At 59.3% G+C, this 20,643-nt stretch carries 11 protein-coding genes; 9 read left to right on the plus strand and 2 right to left on the minus strand.

The annotated features are described in order from the left end of the window. Nucleotides 1–260: 260 nt before the first annotated feature. From lexA to AW06_RS05400, 9 genes are all read left to right on the plus strand, one after another. Entirely contained in the window at nucleotides 261–863 is a 603-nt protein-coding gene (gene lexA, locus AW06_RS05360) for a transcriptional repressor LexA (RefSeq protein ID WP_034946791.1), read from the plus strand. Nucleotides 864–992: 129 nt separating this feature from the next. Continuing rightward, nucleotides 993–1,433 (plus strand): hemerythrin family protein, encoded by a 441-nt coding sequence (locus AW06_RS05365; RefSeq protein ID WP_034946793.1) that lies wholly within the window; start codon nucleotides 993–995, stop codon nucleotides 1,431–1,433. Nucleotides 1,434–1,696: 263 nt separating this feature from the next. Continuing rightward, entirely contained in the window at nucleotides 1,697–3,331 is a 1,635-nt protein-coding gene (gene pgi, locus AW06_RS05370; protein ID WP_034946796.1) for a glucose-6-phosphate isomerase, read from the plus strand. Nucleotides 3,332–3,399: 68 nt separating this feature from the next. Further along, nucleotides 3,400–5,037 carry an alpha-D-glucose phosphate-specific phosphoglucomutase gene (locus AW06_RS05375; protein WP_034946799.1) on the plus strand — a complete coding sequence of 546 codons (1,638 nt, stop codon included), beginning with the start codon at nucleotides 3,400–3,402 and terminating at the stop codon, nucleotides 5,035–5,037. Between the two features lie 200 nt (nucleotides 5,038–5,237). Continuing rightward, nucleotides 5,238–6,506 carry a glucose-1-phosphate adenylyltransferase gene (gene glgC / locus AW06_RS05380; RefSeq protein ID WP_034946801.1) on the plus strand — a complete coding sequence of 423 codons (1,269 nt, stop codon included), beginning with the start codon at nucleotides 5,238–5,240 and terminating at the stop codon, nucleotides 6,504–6,506. Between the two features lie 19 nt (nucleotides 6,507–6,525). After that, on the plus strand, nucleotides 6,526–7,971 hold the full coding sequence (gene glgA, locus AW06_RS05385; protein ID WP_034946804.1) for a glycogen synthase GlgA: 1,446 nt from the start codon (nucleotides 6,526–6,528) through the stop codon (nucleotides 7,969–7,971). Between the two features lie 100 nt (nucleotides 7,972–8,071). Continuing rightward, nucleotides 8,072–9,322 carry a DUF1015 family protein gene (locus AW06_RS05390; RefSeq protein WP_273704408.1) on the plus strand — a complete coding sequence of 417 codons (1,251 nt, stop codon included), beginning with the start codon at nucleotides 8,072–8,074 and terminating at the stop codon, nucleotides 9,320–9,322. Nucleotides 9,323–9,399: 77 nt separating this feature from the next. Beyond that, a complete protein-coding gene (locus tag AW06_RS05395; RefSeq protein WP_034946807.1) occupies nucleotides 9,400–12,093 on the plus strand; it encodes a GNAT family N-acetyltransferase in 2,694 nt (897 codons plus the stop codon). 206 nt (nucleotides 12,094–12,299) lie between these two features. After that, nucleotides 12,300–12,722, plus strand: coding sequence for an FxLYD domain-containing protein (locus AW06_RS05400; protein WP_034946810.1), 423 nt, complete (start codon nucleotides 12,300–12,302; stop codon nucleotides 12,720–12,722). A gap of 53 nt (nucleotides 12,723–12,775) precedes the next feature. Here the strand turns inward: AW06_RS05400 and AW06_RS19945 are convergent, their stop codons facing one another. Continuing rightward, entirely contained in the window at nucleotides 12,776–13,579 is an 804-nt protein-coding gene (locus tag AW06_RS19945) for an energy transducer TonB (protein ID WP_171047355.1), read from the minus strand. A 220-nt stretch (nucleotides 13,580–13,799) separates the two neighbouring features. Then, nucleotides 13,800–20,531, minus strand: coding sequence for a PilC/PilY family type IV pilus protein (locus AW06_RS05410; protein ID WP_034946813.1), 6,732 nt, complete (start codon nucleotides 20,529–20,531; stop codon nucleotides 13,800–13,802). Nucleotides 20,532–20,643 lie beyond the last annotated feature (112 nt).

Below are 20,643 nucleotides of genomic sequence, written 5' to 3' on the forward strand. Positions count from 1 at the left end.
CTCTTGCTCCTGTTGGGGCTGCGTCCGCAGCCGTTCGTGGGGGCAAGGCTACCACTTATCCTCCTGTCTGAATTTCCGGGGCCACCTCTCTTTTACAACTGTAGTACAGTGCCTGATTACAACTTTGCCCCCTTCCCCCCCAAACTTATCCCGAACAGACGTTAATTTACCCTGTCCAGTACCCCAAGCCTACTGTCACCCCTTGCATTTTCGTGATAATCTGTATGGAGATACAGTTCCAACAATGGAAGGCCACAGCCATGCTCAAAGTTTCACCACTTACCCCGCGACAGAGGGAAATACTCGACTTTATCCGCGATACACTGGAGAACCTTGGTGCGCCGCCGACGCGGGCCGAGATTGCCCATGCCTTTGGCTTTGCCTCGCATAATGCGGCTGAAGAACACCTCAGGGCGCTCGCCAAGAAAGGCATCATCATGCTTGAGTCGGGCTCGGCGCGAGGCATTCGGCTGGTCGAACAACTTGGACTGCCATTGATCGGCAGTGTGGCTGCCGGCAGTCCGATACTGGCCATAGAAAACATTCAACGTCGTTATACTATTGATTCCGCCCTGTTCAGCCCGCGTGCCGATTTTCTTTTGCGCGTCCGCGGCATGTCGATGCAAAACGCCGGGATTATGGATGGTGACCTACTCGCCGTGCACCGCAGCAGTGAAGCGCACCACGGCCAGATTGTCGTGGCTAGGTTGGATGACGAGGTGACGGTGAAGCGTTTCCACCAACAGGGCGACATCATCCAACTGATCGCCGAGCATCCCGATTTTGCACCGATCACCGTCAGCACGGGCGCCCGTACACTGGCCATCGAAGGCGTGGTGGTCGGCCTGATCCGCGGCGGTTAATCGATCTGAGTGCAGCCTGTTTAGGCTTCAGTCTGCTTAAGAAAATGCTGATTTGTCTGGAATTGTTCGCACTCTTTTTTTATACTGTATCGAGAGAATAGTTGACCCTTTCCTGGAGAGCCTGTTGTGATGGAGATCAATTCTACCGGTTTGCTCCCGGAGGCCTTAGTGATCGATCTCCCGGAAATTGATGCACAGCACGAAGAGATCTTTCAGCGAATTGAATCACTCAAGGGAGCGTGCTTCGGAACCGAACCGGTTCGTTTCTCTACGTTCGACAGCCTGCTTGATTATCTGGAGCACCATTTCACCACCGAAAAGCGCATTGCCCGGGAAGTCGGCATAGACTTCCTCGATCACGATGCCGTGCACCGAGAGAATCTGCAGTCGCTGCGCAAAGCCTTCGACGAAGTACGCAATGGTGCGCGCGATGTCCATTCCTTCCTGCGCTATGCCGAGTACTGGTTCGAACGCCATATCTCCGAGGAAGACAAACCCTTCGCAGCCAGCGTGCGCAGCCGCAAGGCGAGGCCTGCCAATGGCATTCCTGCCGTAGCGCCTATCATCTGAATCCCTTTTGGCCGTTCCCAGTGCGCGCCGATGATCCGGCCAGCATCCCGTCAACAGAGCCCATAGTGACCAGCAAGGGTCAAACTCGCCAGGGAAAGTCTCGCCAGGTGTTTCGCAAAGTCCGTCCATCATTCTTTTTTGCGTTCTTCCGAGCATTCTGGCAAGCTGATAACCGGAACGGCATATCCTGTCATATTTCCTCTCCCCCCTCCACGGGCCGTTAATTACCGGCCTGATCACTCCTCCATGAGCTTCCATCGACCATGAACATCACCGCCTCAGCCTCCTGGAAGGCTATCGAAGCGCACCGGCTTTCGCTCTCTCCGGTGCATCTCAGACAATTTTTTGCCAACGATCCTGGGCGTGTGGCATCACTCTCGCTGAGCTACGACGGCATCTATTACGATTTCTCGAAGCAACGCATCGATTCGACAACGCTTGCCCTGCTGGTCGCACTGGCCCACGAAGCCCGACTTGACGAATTGACGTCCCGCATGTTCAGTGGGGAAAAAATCAATGCCAGCGAAGATCGATCGGTCCTGCATGTTGCCCTGCGGCGATCGATCAGTCCCTTCCCCAGCACCGATCTAGACGTAATGCCCGAGGTTATCGCCACGCGCCAGCGGATGGCTGCCTTTGCCGACCGTATTCGCTCCGGGCAAGCACTTGGTTTCACGGGCATGCCGATCCGGCATGTCGTCAATATCGGCATCGGTGGGTCTGACCTCGGACCGAAGATGCTCGATTACGCCTTACGTTCCATCTCGCATCCGGCACTTGGCGTACATTACGTCTCTAATCTCGATGGGGCTCAACTGGCGCCGCTCCTGCAAACGCTCGACCCACGCACGACCTTGTTCCTGGTTGCCAGCAAGACTTTCACCACGCAGGAAACCATGCTCAATGCACAGACGGCACGCGACTGGCTGGTGGCCAACCTCGGCGATGCTGCTGCCGTATCCCGTCACTTTGCGGCACTGACGGCCAAACCCGAGCGTGCGGTCAAATTCGGAATCATGGCAGATGCCGTATTTCCCCTCTGGGACTGGGTAGGTGGACGTTTCTCATTGTGGTCGGCGGTTGGGCTGGCACTGATGATCGCCATTGGTCCGCACGCTTTCGCCGATCTGCTGGCGGGTGCTGAACGCATGGATGAACATTTCCGCAGCACGCCCTACGAGCGCAACCTGCCGGTGGTGATGGCTCTGATCGGCATCTGGAACACCAATTTCCTGGGTGCAACGAGCAATGCGGTGTTGCCCTATAACGAGTCGTTGAAATATTTCCCGTCGTTCCTGCAACAACTCGAAATGGAAAGCAATGGCAAGTCGGTCGGTAGCGACGGGCAGCCACTTGCCTGTGCATCGAACCCCATCGTCTGGGGTGAACTGGGCAATAATGGCCAGCATGCCTTCTTTCAGCTGCTGCACCAGGGCGGACGACTGGTACCCTGTGATTTCATCGCTGCCGTACGCTCTGACTACCCTCTCCCAGGTCATCAGGAAGCTTTGCTTGCCAACTGTTTTGCACAAAGCGCGGCCCTGGCGTTCGGCAAGACAGCCGAAGAGGCACGTAGCGAATTGCAGGGCACGATGCCGGCCACGGCGCTTGAGTCCCTCTTGCCGCACAAGGTGTTTGCCGGCAATCAGCCATCATCGACACTGCTGCTTTCCCGCCTTGATCCGCAAACACTTGGCGCGCTGATCGCACTGTACGAGCACAAGGTATTTGTACAAGGCGCCATCTGGGGGCTCAACTCTTTCGACCAGTGGGGCGTCGAGCTTGGCAAGGCCGTTGCCAGCAGCATCCTGCCGGCAATTGCCAATCCGCCCCTGGCAGAGAAGTTCGACGCATCGACGCAGGGACTGTTGGCGTTCAGCCGGCAGCATCTGGCATGAATCCGGGTCTCTCCAGCAGTGATTCAAGGTTTTCATATTAGTGACTAGTGACGAGGCATGAAATGACTATGCAGGTGATCAGCGTTCCCAGTACACCTTTCTCCGGTCAGAAGCCGGGAACATCCGGACTGCGAAAGAAAGTGACCGTATTTCGGCAAGCGCGCTATCTCGAGAATTTCGTACAAGCCATCTTCGATACCTTGTCTGGCCAGCAGGGCCAGACGCTGGTCCTTGGGGGCGATGGCCGCTATTACAACGATGTCGCCATCCAAACCATCCTGCGCATGGCTGCGGCGACCGGTTTTGGTCGCGTACTGGTGGGTCGCAACGGCATACTATCCACCCCGGCGGCCAGCGCCGTCATCCGCAAATGGCAGGCTTTTGGCGGTATCATCCTGTCGGCCAGTCACAACTCGGGCGGTCCGGACGGGGATTTCGGCATCAAGTACAACCTTGGCAATGGCGGACCCGCCAACGAAAGTTTTACCGATGCCGTTTATTTGCGCACCCAGGAAATCAGGGCCTATGATACCGTCGAGTCCCCGGATATCGACCTGAGCAAGGTTGGCGAGACGTGCATCGGTGACATGGTCGTCAGCATCATCGATCCGGTAGCCGACTACGCTGAACTCCTCGAATCCCTGTTCGACTTCGATCGCATTGCTCGTCTGCTGGCTCGCCCGGACTTTCGCATGCGTTTCGACGCCATGCACGCAGTGACTGGCCCCTATGCGCTTGAAATTCTCGAGAATCGTCTAGGTGCCCCCCCCGGTACGGTAGTCAACTGCATACCGCTACCCGATTTCGCAGGTGGCCACCCCGACCCTAACCCGGTATATGCTGCTGATCTGGTCGCGGCACTAGCCGACAGCCGTTCGGGCCTATCCTTTGGCGCAGCCTCTGATGGGGACGGCGACCGCAATATGATCGTCGGCCGGAATTTCGTGGTGAGTCCAAGCGATAGTCTGGCCGTTCTCGCCGCCAACCATGCGCTGGTTCCGGCTTACGCCAGCGGCCTGGCGGGTGTCGCACGCTCAATGCCGACGAGTTGTGCCGTCGACCGCGTCGCCGAGGCTCTCGGAATTCCTTGCTATGAAACACCGACCGGCTGGAAGTACTTCGGGTCACTGCTGGATGCTGGCCGGTGCACCCTGTGCGGCGAAGAGAGCGCGGGTACCGGCTCCAATCATGTGCGCGAGAAGGATGGCCTGTGGGCGGTACTCTACTGGCTCAACATTCTGGCCGTGCGCGACCTGCCTGCCGACGTGATTGTTCGTGAACACTGGCGACGCTTTGGGCGCAATGTCTACTCCCGCCACGATTACGAAGGCATCGAGATTGCACAAGGTGATCGCCTGATGAATGATTTGCGGGCTCGTCTCTCGCAACTACCGGGTTCGGAGTACGGAGGCCTACGCATCGCGACGGCCGATGATTTCGCCTATGTCGATCCAGTGGATGGCTCACGTTCTGAGCGTCAGGGTATCCGCATCCTGCTAGATGATGGTTCGCGGGCAGTATTTCGTTTGTCGGGTACAGGTACCGAGGGAGCCACCTTGCGCGTCTATCTCGAACGTTTTATCGCCGACCCCGGCCAACACGAAATTCCCACACAGGAAGCATTGGCGCCACTGGTTGGCTTGGCCGATGCGGTGGCACGGATTGCCGCGATCACGGGCAGAAAAGTGCCGAATGTGATCAGTTAGTTCATGTGAAAGTCGAGTCAGCGACTCACGAATCTCCCCTCCCCATGCAGAGGAGGGTTTGGAAAGAAGGAAACGGTCACGACTTTCATGATTGTGGGTGTACCCGGAAAAGTCATGACCGTTAGGACCGGCTACGCAACAAAGAATGGGTGACGAGCGCCACCTGATGCGATGAATCAATTTCAGAAGGGGATAGCAAAATGGTTGATAGAAAGACATTCCAGTTGCCGCGCAAGGCGATTGCCCTGGTCCTTGCTGGCGGACGCGGCAGCCGGTTGCACGAACTGACGGATCGCCGCGCCAAGCCGGCGGTCCACTTCGGGGGCAAGTTCCGGATTATTGACTTCGCCTTGTCCAACTGCGTCAACTCGCAGATCAGGCGAATTGGCGTGGTCACCCAATACAAGTCACACAGCCTCTTGCGCCACCTGCAGCGCGGCTGGAACTTCCTGCATGGTGAGGTTAACGAGTTCGTCGACCTGCTTCCGGCACAACAGCGTATCGACGAAGAGTCCTGGTATCGGGGGACGGCCGACGCCGTATACCAGAACATCGACATTCTCGAGACCTATCGGCCCAAACCAGAGTTCGTCGTGATCCTGGCGGGCGACCATGTTTACAAAATGAACTACGCCGTGATGCTGGTTGACCACGTCGAGAGCGGTGCCGAATGTACGGTGGCCTGTATCGAAGTCCCGCGTCACGAAGCCAGTGGCTTCGGAGTCATGGACGTCGATGAAAACGGCATGATCACCGATTTCATCGAAAAACCTGCCGACCCACCGGCGATGCCGGGCAAGCCAAATATGTCGTTGTGTAGCATGGGGGTTTACGTATTCAACGCACAATACCTGTATGCCGAGCTGGCGCGCGACATCAACGATCCAGCCTCTGATCACGATTTCGGGAAGAACATCATTCCGCATGCCGTAAAAAACCGCGTGGCCGCAGCGCACTCCTTCTCACGCAGTTGCATCGTCGCACCGGACGAGCAGTTCAGAGAGTATTATTGGCGTGACGCAGGAACGATTGATTCCTACTGGGATGCGAATATCGATCTGACGGCGACGGTACCGGCACTAAATCTCTACGACCGCAACTGGCCAGTGTGGACTTACCAACAACAATTCCCCCCCGCCAAGTTCGTGCATAACCATCTCGACCGGCGCGGTAATGCCATCGAGTCTTCGGTCTCCAGCGGCTGTATCGTTTCCGGGGAAGTCAACAGATCGCTGCTTTTCTCCGGTTGTCGTGTTCATTCCTATTCACGGGTCAATCTATCGGTTATCCTCCCTGATTCGACGATCGGCAGCCGAGCCCGCCTCAGCCACTGCGTCGTAGACAGCGATTGCAATATCCCAGCGAACATGGTCATTGGAGAAGACCCCGCTGAAGATGCGCGTCGCTTCCGCCGTACCGAGAATGGCATCACGCTGGTTACCCGGAAAATGCTCGAACAGCTCACCTGACAAGGAAATATAGTACCTCTTGCGCATCCTGCACGTTGCCGCCGAAATCTTTCCGCTGGTCAAGACCGGCGGCCTTGCTGACGTCGTCGCTGCCTTGCCCGTCGCGCTTGCTGCACGCGGTCTGGATGTCCGCGTGCTGCTGCCCGGAATGCCGGCGATTCTCAACGGCGTCAGGGACCAAAAGCCACTGATCCGCCTCGGACCAGCGTTCGGGGCGGCGGTCATCACGCTCCAACTGGGTCGACTTCCAGACAACGGCCTGCTAGCCTATGTCATCGACGCCCCCTTCCTATACCGGCGTGACGGCGATCCGTATCTTGGGCCAGACGGTCGCGACTGGAATGACAATCATCGGCGCTATGCCCTCCTCGGCTGGATTGCAGCGCATCTGGCTGCCGGCGAGCTCGACGAAACCTGGCAGCCGGAGGTGGTTCATGCGCACGACTGGCACGCCGGACTGGCGCCCGCCTATATTGCACAAAACCCTGCGCTGAATACCGCAACGGTGTTCACGATTCACAATCTCGCATTCCGTGGGCTGTTTCCTCTCGACCACCATACGGACCTCGGCTTACTGATTTCCGGTGCCGATCAAAGCGCACTCGAATTTTACGGACACCTGTCGTTCATGAAATCGGCGCTCGTGCACGCCAAGCGAGTAAACACGGTCAGCCCAACCTATGCCCATGAGATCTGCACGCCAAAGCACGGCTGGGGGCTGGATGGGTTGCTACGTGATCGTGGCGACCATCTGTCTGGTATTCTCAACGGAGTGGATTATTCGGTATGGGATCCGACCAGAGATCCGGCACTACCCAAGGGCTACAGCGCCGACAAGCTGCGTGGCAAAAAGGTTTGCAAGCTCAAACTGCAAGCTGAAATGGGCTTTGCGGTCCGGGGGAAAACACCCCTGTTCGCCGTGGTCAGTCGACTGACATCGCAGAAAGGCATGGATCTGGTTCTCGCGTGCCTGCACGAACTGCGAACCGAGGGAGGACAACTGGTCGTGATCGGCAGTGGCGAAGCGGAAATCGAAGCGGGTTTCAGGGCCGCAGCGGCGGCACATCCCCATACCGTATCGGTATATCTCGGCTATGATGAAGCGCTGGCGCATCGCATCATCGCCGCTGCCGACGTCCTTCTGGTTCCCTCGCGTTTCGAGCCGTGCGGCCTGACCCAGTTGTATGCCCTGCGCTATGGCACCTTGCCGCTGGTGCGGCGGGTTGGCGGCCTGGCCGATACCGTCACGGATGCCACGCCGGGCAACCTCAAGGACGGCACAGCCAACGGATTCGTCTTTGATGATCCCAGCAGTCGGGCCCTGGCTACTCGCCTGAGCGAGGCCTGTGCGCTCTACCGAGACCACCAGTCGACGTGGCACCAATTGCAACGGCGCGGCATGGCGCAGGATTTCTCCTGGGCCGATTCGGCGGCGCGCTATGAGGCGCTGTACCGGAGTATCTGAACAACCCCGGGTATCCGAGCGTCTTCGACTGACCGGCGCCATGCCCTGTGCGATGGGCAAGCCGGTCACTTCCAGAAACAAGCTCCCACAGGAGAATCTCGTGTCCCTTGATCATTGCCTGATTCGACCCTTCGCCGGCCTACGTCCGCGCCGCACAGACGCTGCCGCAGTCGCTGCGCCGCCTTATGATGTTCTCTCCAGTGCAGAGGCCCGGCAGGCGGTGATCGGCAAACCGCTGTCCTTTCTGCATGTCTCCAGAGCGGAAATCGACCTGCCACCAGAGGTCGATCAGTATTCACCAGCGGTATATGCCAGGTCAGCCGAAAATTTTCAGCGGATGATCGCTGATGGAGTTCTTTGCCGTGACCCGCACGCCTGTTATTACGCCTATCGACTGGTCATGGGCGAGCACGTTCAGACCGGGCTGGTCGCCGCCGCGTCGGTCGCCGCCTACGACAGTCACCGTATCCGCAGACACGAGTTTACGAGGCCGGACAAGGAGGATGACCGGGTACGCCAGATCGAGGCCCTGAATGCACAGACCGGACCGGTGCTGCTCGTGCACCCGGACAGCGTGAAGGCAGAGCAGCTGCTCGCGCTCGCTACCGACAGCCCACCGAGCATCGATTTGATCGCCGACGATGGCATCAGGCATACGCTGTGGACAATCCATGACCCGGCAAGCATTGCACAGATCAGTGCGGTGTTTGGTGCCATGCCCAATCTCTACATCGCCGATGGTCACCATCGCTCGGCAGCTGCCGCGCGGGTTGCCGCGACTCGGCGTCAACAGAACCATGCGGCTGACAGTGCAGAGTTCTTTCTCTCGGTCATCTTCCCGGCTTCACAGATGCTGATCATGGATTACAACCGAATGGTGCGGGACCTCAACGGTCTGACCGAGGAAGCCTTCCTGGCAGAGGTCAGCAAATGCTACACCGTCGGCGCGTCCACCACGCCGGTCAAACCGGAACGTCGCGGCGTTTGCGGCATGTACCTTGGCAACCGGTGGTATCGGCTGGAGATTCTGTCCGGACAGGTTCCAGTCTCGGACCCGGTGCGCCAGCTCGATGTCTCGGTACTTGCCGAGCAACTTCTCGGTCCGTTGCTCGGGATCACCGACCTGCGCCGAGACACCCGCATCGACTTCGTCGGCGGCATGCGTGGCCTGTCGGAACTCGAACGGCGGGTGAACAGCGGCGAAATGGCCGTCGCTTTTGCCATGTATCCGACGCAGATGGCCGATCTGATCGCCGTTGCCGACACCGGCCAGGTCATGCCCCCCAAGTCGACCTGGTTTGAACCCAAGCTCGCTGACGGACTGGTATCGTACCTCCTCGATCCGGATTAGCCCAACCGGCCGTCAGGGCCCCAATGCCTTGCAACCGGAGAATATGTCCCCCTGCTGAAATTCGAGAAGGCTCCTCCATGTTGATGCAGCACTATCTGACCTCACTGTTCGAACCCAAATCGGTCGCCGTTATCGGCGCGTCAGATCGGGAGAAATCGGTTGGCAACATCATATTCAAGAACATCCTGCATTCGCGCTACCGGGGACAGGTCTACGCGGTCAATCCCCAGCACGAGTTGATTCAGGGGCAGCCTGCATACAAATCGGTCGAACGGATCGGTGGCCGAATCGACTTGGCGATCATCGCCACCCGACCACAGACCGTCCCCCGCATCATGGAGCAATGTGGGCGCTGCGGCGTACGTAATACGATCGTCATCGCCTCCGGCTTTTCCGAAGCCGGCAGCAGCGGCGCGGCCTTGGAGCGAAAGGTGGTGGAAATCGCGCACACCTACAACGTGCGGGTCCTGGGACCGAACTGCCTAGGAATCATTCGCCCCGACATCGGTCTGAACGCAACCTTTACCAAGGTGAGCGCCGAACCTGGCGATCTGGCTCTGGTTGCACAGTCCGGCGCCATGTGTTCAGCGGTCCTTGATTGGGCCGAGACGAGTCGGATCGGATTCTCTTCGGTGATTTCCCTGGGCGTGACCGTGGACGTCGATTTTGGCGAGATTCTCGATTATCTGATCTATGACGACAAAACGCGTTACATCCTGATGTACGTCGAAGGTATCCGCAATGCCCGACGTTTCATGAGCGCTCTACGCTCGGCAGCGCGGATCAAGCCGATCATCCTCCTGAAAGCGGGACGGCACGAACTGGGAGCGCAGGCAGCGGTCGCGCATTCCGGAATGGCCGCGGTTCCCGACACTGTATTCGACGCAGCGCTGCGCCGTACAGGGGCGGTGCGCGTGCAAAATATCGGACAGTTGTTCTATGCGGCTAAGGCCCTGTCGTCGAAGTTCCATCCTCGCGGCGACCGTCTGGCCATCGTCACCAACGGCGGCGGTCCAGGGGCCGTCGCGGCCGACCGTGCCGGCGATCTGGGCATTCCTCTCGCCAGCCTGTCGCCTGAGACCTGCAACAAGCTGAAACAGATCCTGCCCGCCGATTGCTCATACCTCAACCCGATCGACATCGGTGGCGACGCCACACCCGAGCGCTATCGTGAAACGATTCTGGCGGTGGCTGTCGACGAGAATGTGGACAGCACACTGGTCATGCTCTCGCCACAGGCGATGACCGAGCCGATGGAGGTCGCCCAGGCAATAATTGATGTCGCCGAAGAAGTGAGCCTGACCATTTCCTGCTGCTGGATGGGTGGCCGGCAGGTTGCCAAAGCCCGCCGACTGCTGGAAGAGGCAGGGATTCCAGTATTCCGTACGCCAGAAACGGTGATCGAACTGTTCCACACGATTTCCAAGTACTTCCGTAACCAGAAATTGCTCCTGCAGACGCCCGGCCCGACCCGTCAGTCCGGGCTGACCGGCGAGCGCGGCGGCCGCATGCTGATCGAAACTCTGTTGGGCGAGCGCCGCAAGGTCTTGTCAGAGATGGAATCGAAAGCCATTCTGCGTACTTTCAACGTCCCCGTCGCACAAACGATGATGGCACGCAGTGCCAGTGAAGCGCTCTTTGTTGCCGAGCAAATCGGCTTTCCAGTCGCCATGAAGATCGATTCTCCAGATCTGACGCGAAAATCGGAAGCCGGTGGCGTGCGCCTGAACATTGCCAATACCCAAGCCGTTTGGAACGCGTACCACGACATCGTCAACACGGTGCAACTGCGTTACCCGGAGGCGGCGGTGAATGGAGTCTCGATCGAACCTTACCTTTCGCGGCCACATGGTCGTGAATTGATGATCGGGGTATTTCGTGATCCGCTTTTCGGTCCGCTGATCTGTTTTGGCGCAGGTGGCTTCGATGCAGAGATCTTCAACGAACGTTCGCTGGCGATTCCACCCTTGAACCGCTTCCTGGCCAGGGATCTGATCGAGTCGAATTGTGCGTCGAGGATGCTCGGAAAGTTCCACAACCATCCGGCAGTAAAACACGATGCACTGGAAGAGGTACTGGTGTGCATTTCCGAATTGGTCTGCGACCTGCCATGGATCAAGGAGCTTGATCTGAATCCGCTGATAGTCGATGAAAACGGGGCAATCGTGGTCGATGCCCGGATTGTCATCGACCACGCCCTCGGTACCGGTAGCGAGCGCTATGCGCACATGGCGATTCATCCTTACCCGGTGCACCTGATACAGAAGTGGCAGATGCCCAACGGCAGCACTGTCACCATTCGTCCGGTTCGCCCCGAAGATGCCGACCTGGAACGTGAATTCGTCAGGAACCTGTCCGAAGAATCACGATACTTCCGTTTCATGGAATCGATCATCGATCTGCCGCTGCCGGTGGTCGTACGCTTTACGCAGATCGACTATGATCGCGAACTCGCGATGATCGCCACGACAATCGACGACACGGGCCGCGAGACGCAGATCGGCAGCGCCCGCTACGTCCTCACTCCAGACGGCGAGTCGGTGGAGTTCGCCGTCGCCATCGACGACAAATGGCAGCAGTTCGGGCTGGGCCGCCGCCTGATCGCGGTATTGATCGACTATGCCCGAACCAAGGGTTATCGAGCCCTGGTCGGCGATCTGCTGGGTACCAATCACAAGATGCTGCGCATGATGCGAAGGCTCGGCTTCACGATCCATCCGCATCCGGAACTCCCGGGCGTGAAGCGCGCCATCAAGCCCCTGCACGGCTGAGACGAGCAGCACAACCAGCGCTATGCGAGCCGGCATCCAGTCTCTGGGTGATCGTCTTCATCGCTGGCCCTCCCGAGTTCAAGCACTTATTCCGGCGCAAAGGGCGCTTGCCATTCATTCGGCAAGGAACGAGTAGAATGGACAATTGTAAACTTGTCGCCTCCAACGCATCCGCGCCGGGGCATTCTGAACGAATGGGGAAGCAAATGAAACTGGCAACGGCATCGCAATACCGATTCCTGATCACTGCCGTCATAGTCACCTTGACGGCCTCCTGCAACCAGACACCGCCTGAACAAGCCGCTGCGAAGAGCGAGGCGCAAGCGCCACCAGTGGCCACCCCCGAGGGCAGCAAGGCGGCTCTCAGCGGGCTTTCGCTCGTTGACGCAAAGATTGCCCGCAACAGCGCAGGAACGCTGGTGGTCCAGGGACGGGTCAATAATGCATCGAAGCAGGCGATTGGACACGCTGCAGCCGAACTCAGGCTCTTCGACAAGAATGGCGAAGCCATCGGCACCGTCACCCCGACCGTCAACAACCTGCAGGCAGGTTTTGCATGGAATTTCGAAACCGAAATTGAACAGCAAAACGCGGTCAGCGCGAAGCTGGTCGGCTTTACTGGCAAGTAGCAGCGGGACTCAGGCTTTCAGAGCTTGTGGACGAGGTACAAAGAGCCTCTTCTCTAATACCCTCTTCCGGAAACGCCTGCGCCTCGGTTGAAGGGAACGAACTGCACCTCCACCGCCATCTGGCTCTTGACCGCACGGCCATGGTGCATGCCTGGCGAGAAGCGCGCTGTCGCGAATGCCGTCAGTGCTGCCTCCTCGAAAAATCCGCTCGGTAACGCGCGGACGACGACGAGTTCATCCACATCGCCACTAGCGCTGATGAAGAGCCGCAAGACGACCGTCCCTTGTTGATTCCCCGCCGACTCCGGATACTCTGGTTGAATGTCTGACAAAGGCACCGGCGGCACATCCAGCAGGCTGGCAAGCCCATAGCTTGCGTGCCGGGCGAGGCGAGCTGCTTCCTCGTCGGCCCGGGCATGCTCGGCGCTCGCGGAGGGCCGCGCCGCAGTCGAAACCGCTTCCGCACGCGCCGAAGACTCCGGTGACCCAGATGAGTTCACCGAACCCTGGCGATCAGGAGAAGACATCTCCTTCGGCACCTCCTGTGCGATGGTCGGGGCGACCCTGGCTGGCGTTTTCTGGATCTGCGGTAAAGGTTCAAGAACCTCGGAGACAGGCTGTTCTGTAGACACTGAAACGCTTGTCCGACGGAATTCCGAAAAACTCGCCATCAGAACGACCGGGACCGAACGAGCGGTACCAGGAGGAAACAGGCTTACCCCGTCCGAGCGTTCGGCGCCGCTGGTGAACAGCATCAACAGGATGTGCAGGCCGAACGAGCAAGCCAGCGCTGCCCACAGATAACGGTTCTCTGGTGCCCGGATTTCCGAACGCCAGCACTCAAGCAATCCATTCATCGAGATCCTGACCATCAAACTCGCACGCCAACGGTCATGACTTCTCCAAGCCTCTCTGCTCGGGAAAGTAATGACGGTTTCCCCTCACTGCCTGACCCCTCCCACGGCCCGCGCTGCAGCGCGGGCCGGCTCCTGTAGCGCACAGCAGTGCGCAGCAAAATCCCGTCTGAGCTCCCGCAGGTGCGAAGGGGGATCTTGAGTCGTTAAGGCTCATCCGATCTCAATTGATGACCTCACGCCAACTCACGCGTTTGCCTGCCGGAGGCGGCGTCAGCACCGGCAGTTCCACAACCTCGGGGGGTTTGTCTCCGGAACCGATCACGTCAACCACGATCCGCCCGTCAGTCAGACGAACAAAGTTGAGACCCACCGCCAGAGTTTCATTCAAACGTCTTGAGGCTGCCAGGTTCGGTGAGGTGGGCACTGCCAGACCCGTACGGAAGTCCAGGAAATTCAGCCAACTATGGCCTCCGATACTGCACGCGGAGTTGCTCGGCACGTTACTGGCAAAGGTTAGCGTACCCAATTGCAGTTTGGGATCGATATTGACCCTCTCGCCAGATTCGGGCAAATCGACCACCCAGCCATTGGTGCCTGCACAATCTGCTTCGGACCCACTACAGGCAATGGTCCGGTAAAGCTCGCCTGCGGGTTGCGTCATCTGCAAGGGATTCAAGACGCTGCGCAGGTCGGCATAGACCGGTGAGCCGGTGAGCGGGTCCTTGAAACCATACGTCGACTGGGTACTGGTATCAGGCAGGTCGCCAAGCCCGAGCAAACGCCCGGTGCCAATGAAGACCCACGGCTTTCCTTCGATTTCCGCCAGTTCGGGACGTGTCGTGATCGGCTGCGGATTCCCCGCCGAGTCCTTCGCCGTTCCCAACAGCGTCGCTTCCAGACCATCGGGATCGAGATTGTCATTGATATCGAAGCGCCAGACGTTGCCCAGCAGATCCACCCCGTATACCTGCAGCGAAGTGTTGTTGAGCAGCACGTTATCAACGAAATTATTGATCTGGTTGAGTCCGCTGGGCGTCTCTGCGTCGCCAGCACCAGTGGCGATCTTGGCGATCAGCTTGCCAGTGTCGGCATTGAGCACGTACAGATAGCCGTTGCCATCGCCTGCCTTGGCCGGGCTATTGACATTGTTTACACCCGAGGTCACAAAGACCACCCAGGTGCCATTCTGGAGCTTGGAGATGATCGGGCGGCCAAAGGTATAGCCGAGATGGCAGTCGGACCCGACCCCGGTGGTCACGCCATCCCAGCACGCATCGCTCCAGCCGAATTCCCACAAGGCTTTCGGAACCGCCGGATCGGTCACGTCCAGGGCATAATAGCCCTTGCCGCCCTTGTTGAGTCCGCCGACCAGAATCGTTTTCCAGGTGGAACTCGCATAGATGTCCCCCACTGTCGGCGAACCGTCGACGTAGAACTGGTGCGTATTGGCATAGTTGTTGTCGGCCAGCTTGAAGAGATTGGGCAACACCAGTCTCGGAATGAATGCCCAGGACTCTGCCCCGTTTGATGCGACAAAGGCATGCAGCATGCCATCATTGGCGCCTGCGTAGATCATTGGCGTACGCCCGGCATGGTCGCTCTTGAACGTGGCATAACCGCTATCCGCGTAGGAGGCGAAGGGCCCCTTGACGAAAGCCGGCTGGGAGTTCACGAAATCCCCCAGAACATGCGTGCGGGCACGGTAAAGCTTGGTCAGATCATTGGTCGTAAACAGCGCCGTTCCCTCGTGCGTGTGCTGACCGCGCAGATAGTTCACCAGATTCGCACCGGCAGCGGCCGTCCGCTGGTCGACCGTGCCACCGCTGCCATCCGACATGCTGGGATACTGACTGAACTGCGCCACGCTGGCCGCCCCGAAATAGGCTTGTTCGGCCGCCACCAGTCCGGTCGTGGGGTCACCGGTCGGTAGGCCGGCAACATCACAGGCCCGCGTGTCCCAGGTGAAGGGAGTGAGATTGTTGCTTGCACCGGAGCGGAACAGATAGATGGTCCGCCTGTCGCAAGCCGATCCGATCGTGGCATCCATCAAGGGCTGCGATCGCCACTCCGTGGTCGTGCTCATGACACCGGTCGCCGGGTTGATCTCATAGGCGGCTAGATCGCCCACCCACTCCTGCGAAACGTAGCTGGTGCGGTAGGCGGCATTGTCTCCGGCCACTGGCGACAGGGTCGAGGTCGCTGCTGCCGAACCGGCGCCGAGCCGCGACTGAATGCCTGCCAGCGCCTGCTGGAGCCCGCTGACCACCGAATTCGGGTCGTCGGCGCTGAAATAAAGCCCGCGGCCGTTGACTGCGGTGTGCCAGAAATCGTCGATCGACCGCGGGTCGCTATAGCGCGTGGCGTCAGAGTAATCGAGAGTCGGATCGGGCCACACCGGCCAGGACTTCGGCGTGCAGTACGGGAAGCTTGGATCGGTCGCCGGGCAAGTATTGTTGCAGCCGCCGCTCAGCGGATTGCAGCGAATCCGTGCAAAATCCCCGACCGTGTCGATTTTATAGGTCGGACTGTATTTGAGAGTCCCGGACACGCCGAGCGCCAGGGTGAAGGTCGTCATGTGCTGGTGAGTGGCACGATCCGATTCGGCACCGATGGTTGCCGCAACCCGTACGTCGTTGGTCAACTCCGGACGCAAGTCGGTGACATAGTAGTACTGGGCCACGTCAGCCAGAGAATTGCTGCTACCTCCAGTAATGGTCGAATCCACGACACAGGGCCATTCACTGCAAGGACTCGGCGGCGGCGCGTCATCGCTGCTCGCACGTGCGGAGTCCGGGACAGGATCCAAAGGCGCCGCCAGTGTCGAGGCATCGGGATGACAAACACCGTCGACATCGACGTAATCCGGATCGTCGGTGCTCGTCGATCGGCTGATTTCGAAACCGCTGATGCCGCCGTTCAGGAAGATCGAGGTTACGCCGGTCTGAATGCGCTTCTGTAATTTGTGGCCCGTCAGATAGTCGCAAGTGGTGGTTTCGTAATCCGGTGCAATGGGCGAGATCGGCGTACAGGATGCTACTTCGGTCGGACCGGTCTCGACCAGCGAACATGTTGTTGTTACCCAACTATTGTCCGCGCTTGCCGGTGCCGATGTACACGAAGCCACCGGAGTGGGTCCGCTGGTCGCGGTCGTGCAGGTCGTGGCCGTATAGCTGTTACCGGCAGACGCAGTCGCCGGTGTGCAGGTGGCCACGGCAGTTGGTCCAGTGGTCGCGGTAGTGCAGGTGGTGGTGGTATACCCATTGCCTGCGGTAGGCGAGATTGGTGTACAGGTGGCCACCGGAGTGGGTCCGGTATTCGCGGTCGAGCAGGTCGTGGCCGTATAGCTGTTGCCGGAAGAAGCCGCCGACGGCGTACAGGTGGCCACCGGGGTAGGTCCGGTCGCCACGGTCGAACAGGTCGTGGCTGTATAGCTGTTGCCGGAAGAAGCCGCCGACGGCGTACAGGCAGCCACTGGACTAGGTCCGGTGGTTACAGTATTGCACGTGGTGGTCGTGTAGCCGTTGCTGGAAGACGCGGTTGCCGGCGTACACGACGACACGCCGGTGGGACCGCTGGTGACGGTGTTGCAGGTCGTCGCCGTATAGCTGTTGCCGGAAGAGGCAGCCACCGGCGTACACGACGACACGCCGGTCGGCCCGCTGGTCGCGGTGGCGCAAGTGGTGGCCGTATAGCTGTTGCCGGAAGAAGCGGTCACCGGCGTACAGGAGGCGACCGGGGTCGGCCCGGTGGCCACGGTCGAGCAGGTCGTGGTCGTATAGCTGTTGCTGGAAGAAGCGGTCGCGGCCGTACACGACGCCACCGCAGTAGGTCCGGTAGTCACGGTGTTACAGGTCGTGGTCGTATAGCTGTTGCTGGCCGAAGCGGTCGCGGGCGTACACGATGCCACGCCGGTGGGTCCGGTGGTGACGGTGTTGCAGGTCGTTGCCGTGTAGCCGTTGCCGGCAGACGCTGCCACTGGCGTACATGTCGCCACGCCGATTGGCCCGGTGGTCGCGGTCGAACAGGTGGTGGCCGTGTAACTGTTGCCAGCAGACGCAGACACCGGAGTACAGGTGGCCACCGGGGTCGGTCCGGTGGTCACATTGTTGCAGGTCGTGGTCGTATAGCTGTTGCTGGAAGAAGCGGTCGCGGCCGTACACGACGCGACCGCAGTGGGCCCGGTGGTCACGGTGTTGCAGGTCGTGGTCGTATAGCTGTTGCCGGAAGAAGCGCTTGCCGGCGTACACGATGACACGCCGGTGGGTCCGGTGGTCACGGTGTTGCAGGTGGTGGCCGTATAGCTGTTGCCGGAGGACGCCGCCACCGGCGTACACGATGACACGCCGGTGGGTCCGGTGGTCACGGTGTTGCAGGTGGTGGCCGTATAGCTGTTGCCGGAAGACGCCGAGACCGGCGTACAGCTGGCCACCGGGGTGGGTCCGGTGGTAGCAGTGGAACAGGTCGTCGTTGTATAGCTGTTTCCGGAAGAGGCTGACGCCGGCGTACACGAGGCCACCGCAGTGGGTCCGGTGGTCACGGTATTGCAGGTGGTGGCCGTATAGCTGTTGCCGGAAGAAGCGGCCGCGGGCGTACACGAGGCCACGCCGGTGGGCCCGGTGGTCACCGTATTGCAAGTTGTCGCTGTATAGCTGTTGCCGGCACTCGCAGACACCGGCGTACATGACGCCACGCCTGTCGGCCCGGTGGTCACGGTGTTGCAGGTCGTCGCTGTGTAGCTGTTGCCGGAAGAAGCGGTCACGGGCGTACACGAGGCCACGCCGGTGGGCCCGGTAGTTGCGGTCGAACAGGTCGTGGCCGTATAGCTGTTTCCGGAAGAGGCTGACGCCGGCGTACAGGTCGCCACCGGGGTCGGCCCGGTGGTCACGGTGTTGCAGGTCGTGGTCGTATAGCTGTTGCCGGCACCGGCAGCCGCTGGCGTGCAACTGGCCACTGGAGTGGGCCCGCTGGTCACGGTGTTGCAGGTGGTAGTCGTGTAGCCATTGCCTGCGGAAGCACTTGCTGGCGTACATGAAGCCGCAGGGGTCGGCCCGGTGGTCGAAGAGGAGCAGGTCGTTGCCGTATACAGGTTGCCCGCCGCAGCTGCCACGGGCGTGCACGAAGCCACCAGGGTCGGACCGGTGGTTACCGTCGTACAGGAAATGTTGCCACCGGGTGTGCAGCTTGCCACGGGTGTGGTCAGTTCAGTTGTAGCGTCATATTGGAGGATCTGGCTGGTCGACTGATAGGCCTTGAGCGTGCTGACCGTGATCTGCGAAGTGCTCTGCGTGAGCTGAGACGTGCTTCGCAGGTTCTGCAGAGTACTTTGTGTGATCTGCGACGTGCTTTGCGTAACCTGCGAAGTGCTCCGAGTGATCTGCGAAGTGCTTCTCAAGTTCTGCAGCGTACTTTGCGTTTTCTGCGACGTGCTTTTCGTCAGCTGCGAGGTACTCCGGGTGAGTTGCGAGGTGCTCTTGAATTTTTGCACTGTACTTTGCAGATTCTGCAAGGTACTTTGCGTGAGCTGCGTGGTACTCCGGGTCAGTTGCGAGGTGCTCTTCAGTTTCTGAGACGTGCTTTGCAGATTCTGCAGCGTACTTTGCGTGATCTGCGAGGTACTTTTCGTCAATTGCGAGGTACTCTTCAGATTCTGCAGCGTGCTTTGCAGGTTCTGTGAGGTGCTCTGCAGATTCTGCGTGGTGCTCTGCAAATTCTGCGAAGTGCTCTGCAGGTTCTGGGATGTGGTTCGGTTGGCGTAAGGGCTGACGCAGGCCACCGAACGATACTGGGTGGTCTTGTCGGTAATCACGCGCAAGGTGTCGGCCCCCCCGTCCCACATCGGGCGCTGGGTCCAGTGGGTATTGTCGACCACGGTGTCAAGCGTGCCATCCTGCTGACCGACCTGCGTCACCCCGTCTACCTTCACCGGACCAGCGGTTTCGGCCGCCACGTTCCAGTAGCCGTCGGTGGTCATGATGGTAAAGTTCTGCTGGCATGAAAACTGGATCGGATCACCGCTCATGCCACTGTTGATGCTGTCCTGCTTGCCGGCAAAGTGACGACCTACCCGCGCCAGTCCCTCACGCGAAGGAGAAGATCCGCCCGGCACCTGGCTGAACAGCTTGCTATACCAGTTGCTTCGCTGCGTCGCATTGAAATCGGCGATCGGCAGGTAGTTGGCGCTGCCGCTCAGATCGGGATTGACGGTGATGAAACCGACTCGACTGCTGTCCGTCAAGGGCATGAAGGCGAGGCTGACGGCGCTCTTGATCAGACTGATCCGGGTTCGGTAGAAGGTATACCAGTTGGCAAAATTCTGCCGTTCATCGACCCCACCGGGTCCCGATGTCGATGACACCAGTACCCGCGTCCACGTGCCGCCGTCGCCGGCGGGAACCGTCGCCCCGACATCCGCATCGGTACAGGGAGTGTCCAGATAGTTCTTCGTACCGGCAACCGAATGCAGATAGTAATAGGCGGCTTGTGCGGGGTCCGAAACCGTCAGATACTGCCGGGTCGATGTGTCATAAGCCTGGAAGCTGGAGGATAGATTGACCAGGCTCGCATCGGTCGAGAAATAATTGTAGGGTGCGGCGGTGAAACTGGGAGTCGGCAAAGAGCTTCCCGAGCTATCCTTGGGAATCTCATACACCCGGTTCGGATTGTAATAGAGGACGTTGCACTGATAACTCTTGTAACCGATGGGCATCAAGCCACTATTGGTTCCCTCGATCTGGTCCGGCATGTGCGAGAAACGCATCGAGTTGGATGTGTCCATGAGCAGCATGATGTTCGGCTTGAGCTGCGAGGAGGTGGAATTGTAGAACGGGGCATCGGACACATCGGTCAATGCGGCATCAGCCACGCCCAACGCAACCATCAGGGACAGACCCGCAAGAACACGGAATACGCCTGGCAAGAGACCAAGCACCCTCAATTTCCTGAAATCGCCCATGACAGTTCTCCTTGGCAGCAACGATCCTTGCCACTACCGAACCCGAAGCCCGGCGGGATCCGACCTGATGCTTGTTAAACTCGCGGCAACCCACGATAGGGCCACCTGTACT

The sequence above is a fragment of the Candidatus Accumulibacter cognatus genome (assembly GCF_000584975.1).
Taxonomy (GTDB): Bacteria; Pseudomonadota; Gammaproteobacteria; order Burkholderiales; family Rhodocyclaceae; genus Accumulibacter; species Accumulibacter cognatus.

Bases quoted from the DNA above. Each gene is read 5' to 3' on its own strand.
- AW06_RS05365 (WP_034946793.1), top strand. From the start codon at position 993: ATGGAGATCAATTCTACCGGTTTGCTCCCGGAGGCCTTAGTGATCGAT.
- glgC (WP_034946801.1), top strand. From the start codon at position 5,238: ATGGTTGATAGAAAGACATTCCAGTTGCCGCGCAAGGCGATTGCCCTG.
- AW06_RS05400 (WP_034946810.1), top strand. From the start codon at position 12,300: ATGAAACTGGCAACGGCATCGCAATACCGATTCCTGATCACTGCCGTC.
- lexA (WP_034946791.1), top strand. From the start codon at position 261: ATGCTCAAAGTTTCACCACTTACCCCGCGACAGAGGGAAATACTCGAC.
- AW06_RS05395 (WP_034946807.1), top strand. From the start codon at position 9,400: ATGTTGATGCAGCACTATCTGACCTCACTGTTCGAACCCAAATCGGTC.
- AW06_RS19945 (WP_171047355.1), bottom strand. From the start codon at position 13,579: ATGAATGGATTGCTTGAGTGCTGGCGTTCGGAAATCCGGGCACCAGAG.
- AW06_RS05410 (WP_034946813.1), bottom strand. From the start codon at position 20,531: ATGGGCGATTTCAGGAAATTGAGGGTGCTTGGTCTCTTGCCAGGCGTA.
- AW06_RS05375 (WP_034946799.1), top strand. From the start codon at position 3,400: ATGCAGGTGATCAGCGTTCCCAGTACACCTTTCTCCGGTCAGAAGCCG.
- pgi (WP_034946796.1), top strand. From the start codon at position 1,697: ATGAACATCACCGCCTCAGCCTCCTGGAAGGCTATCGAAGCGCACCGG.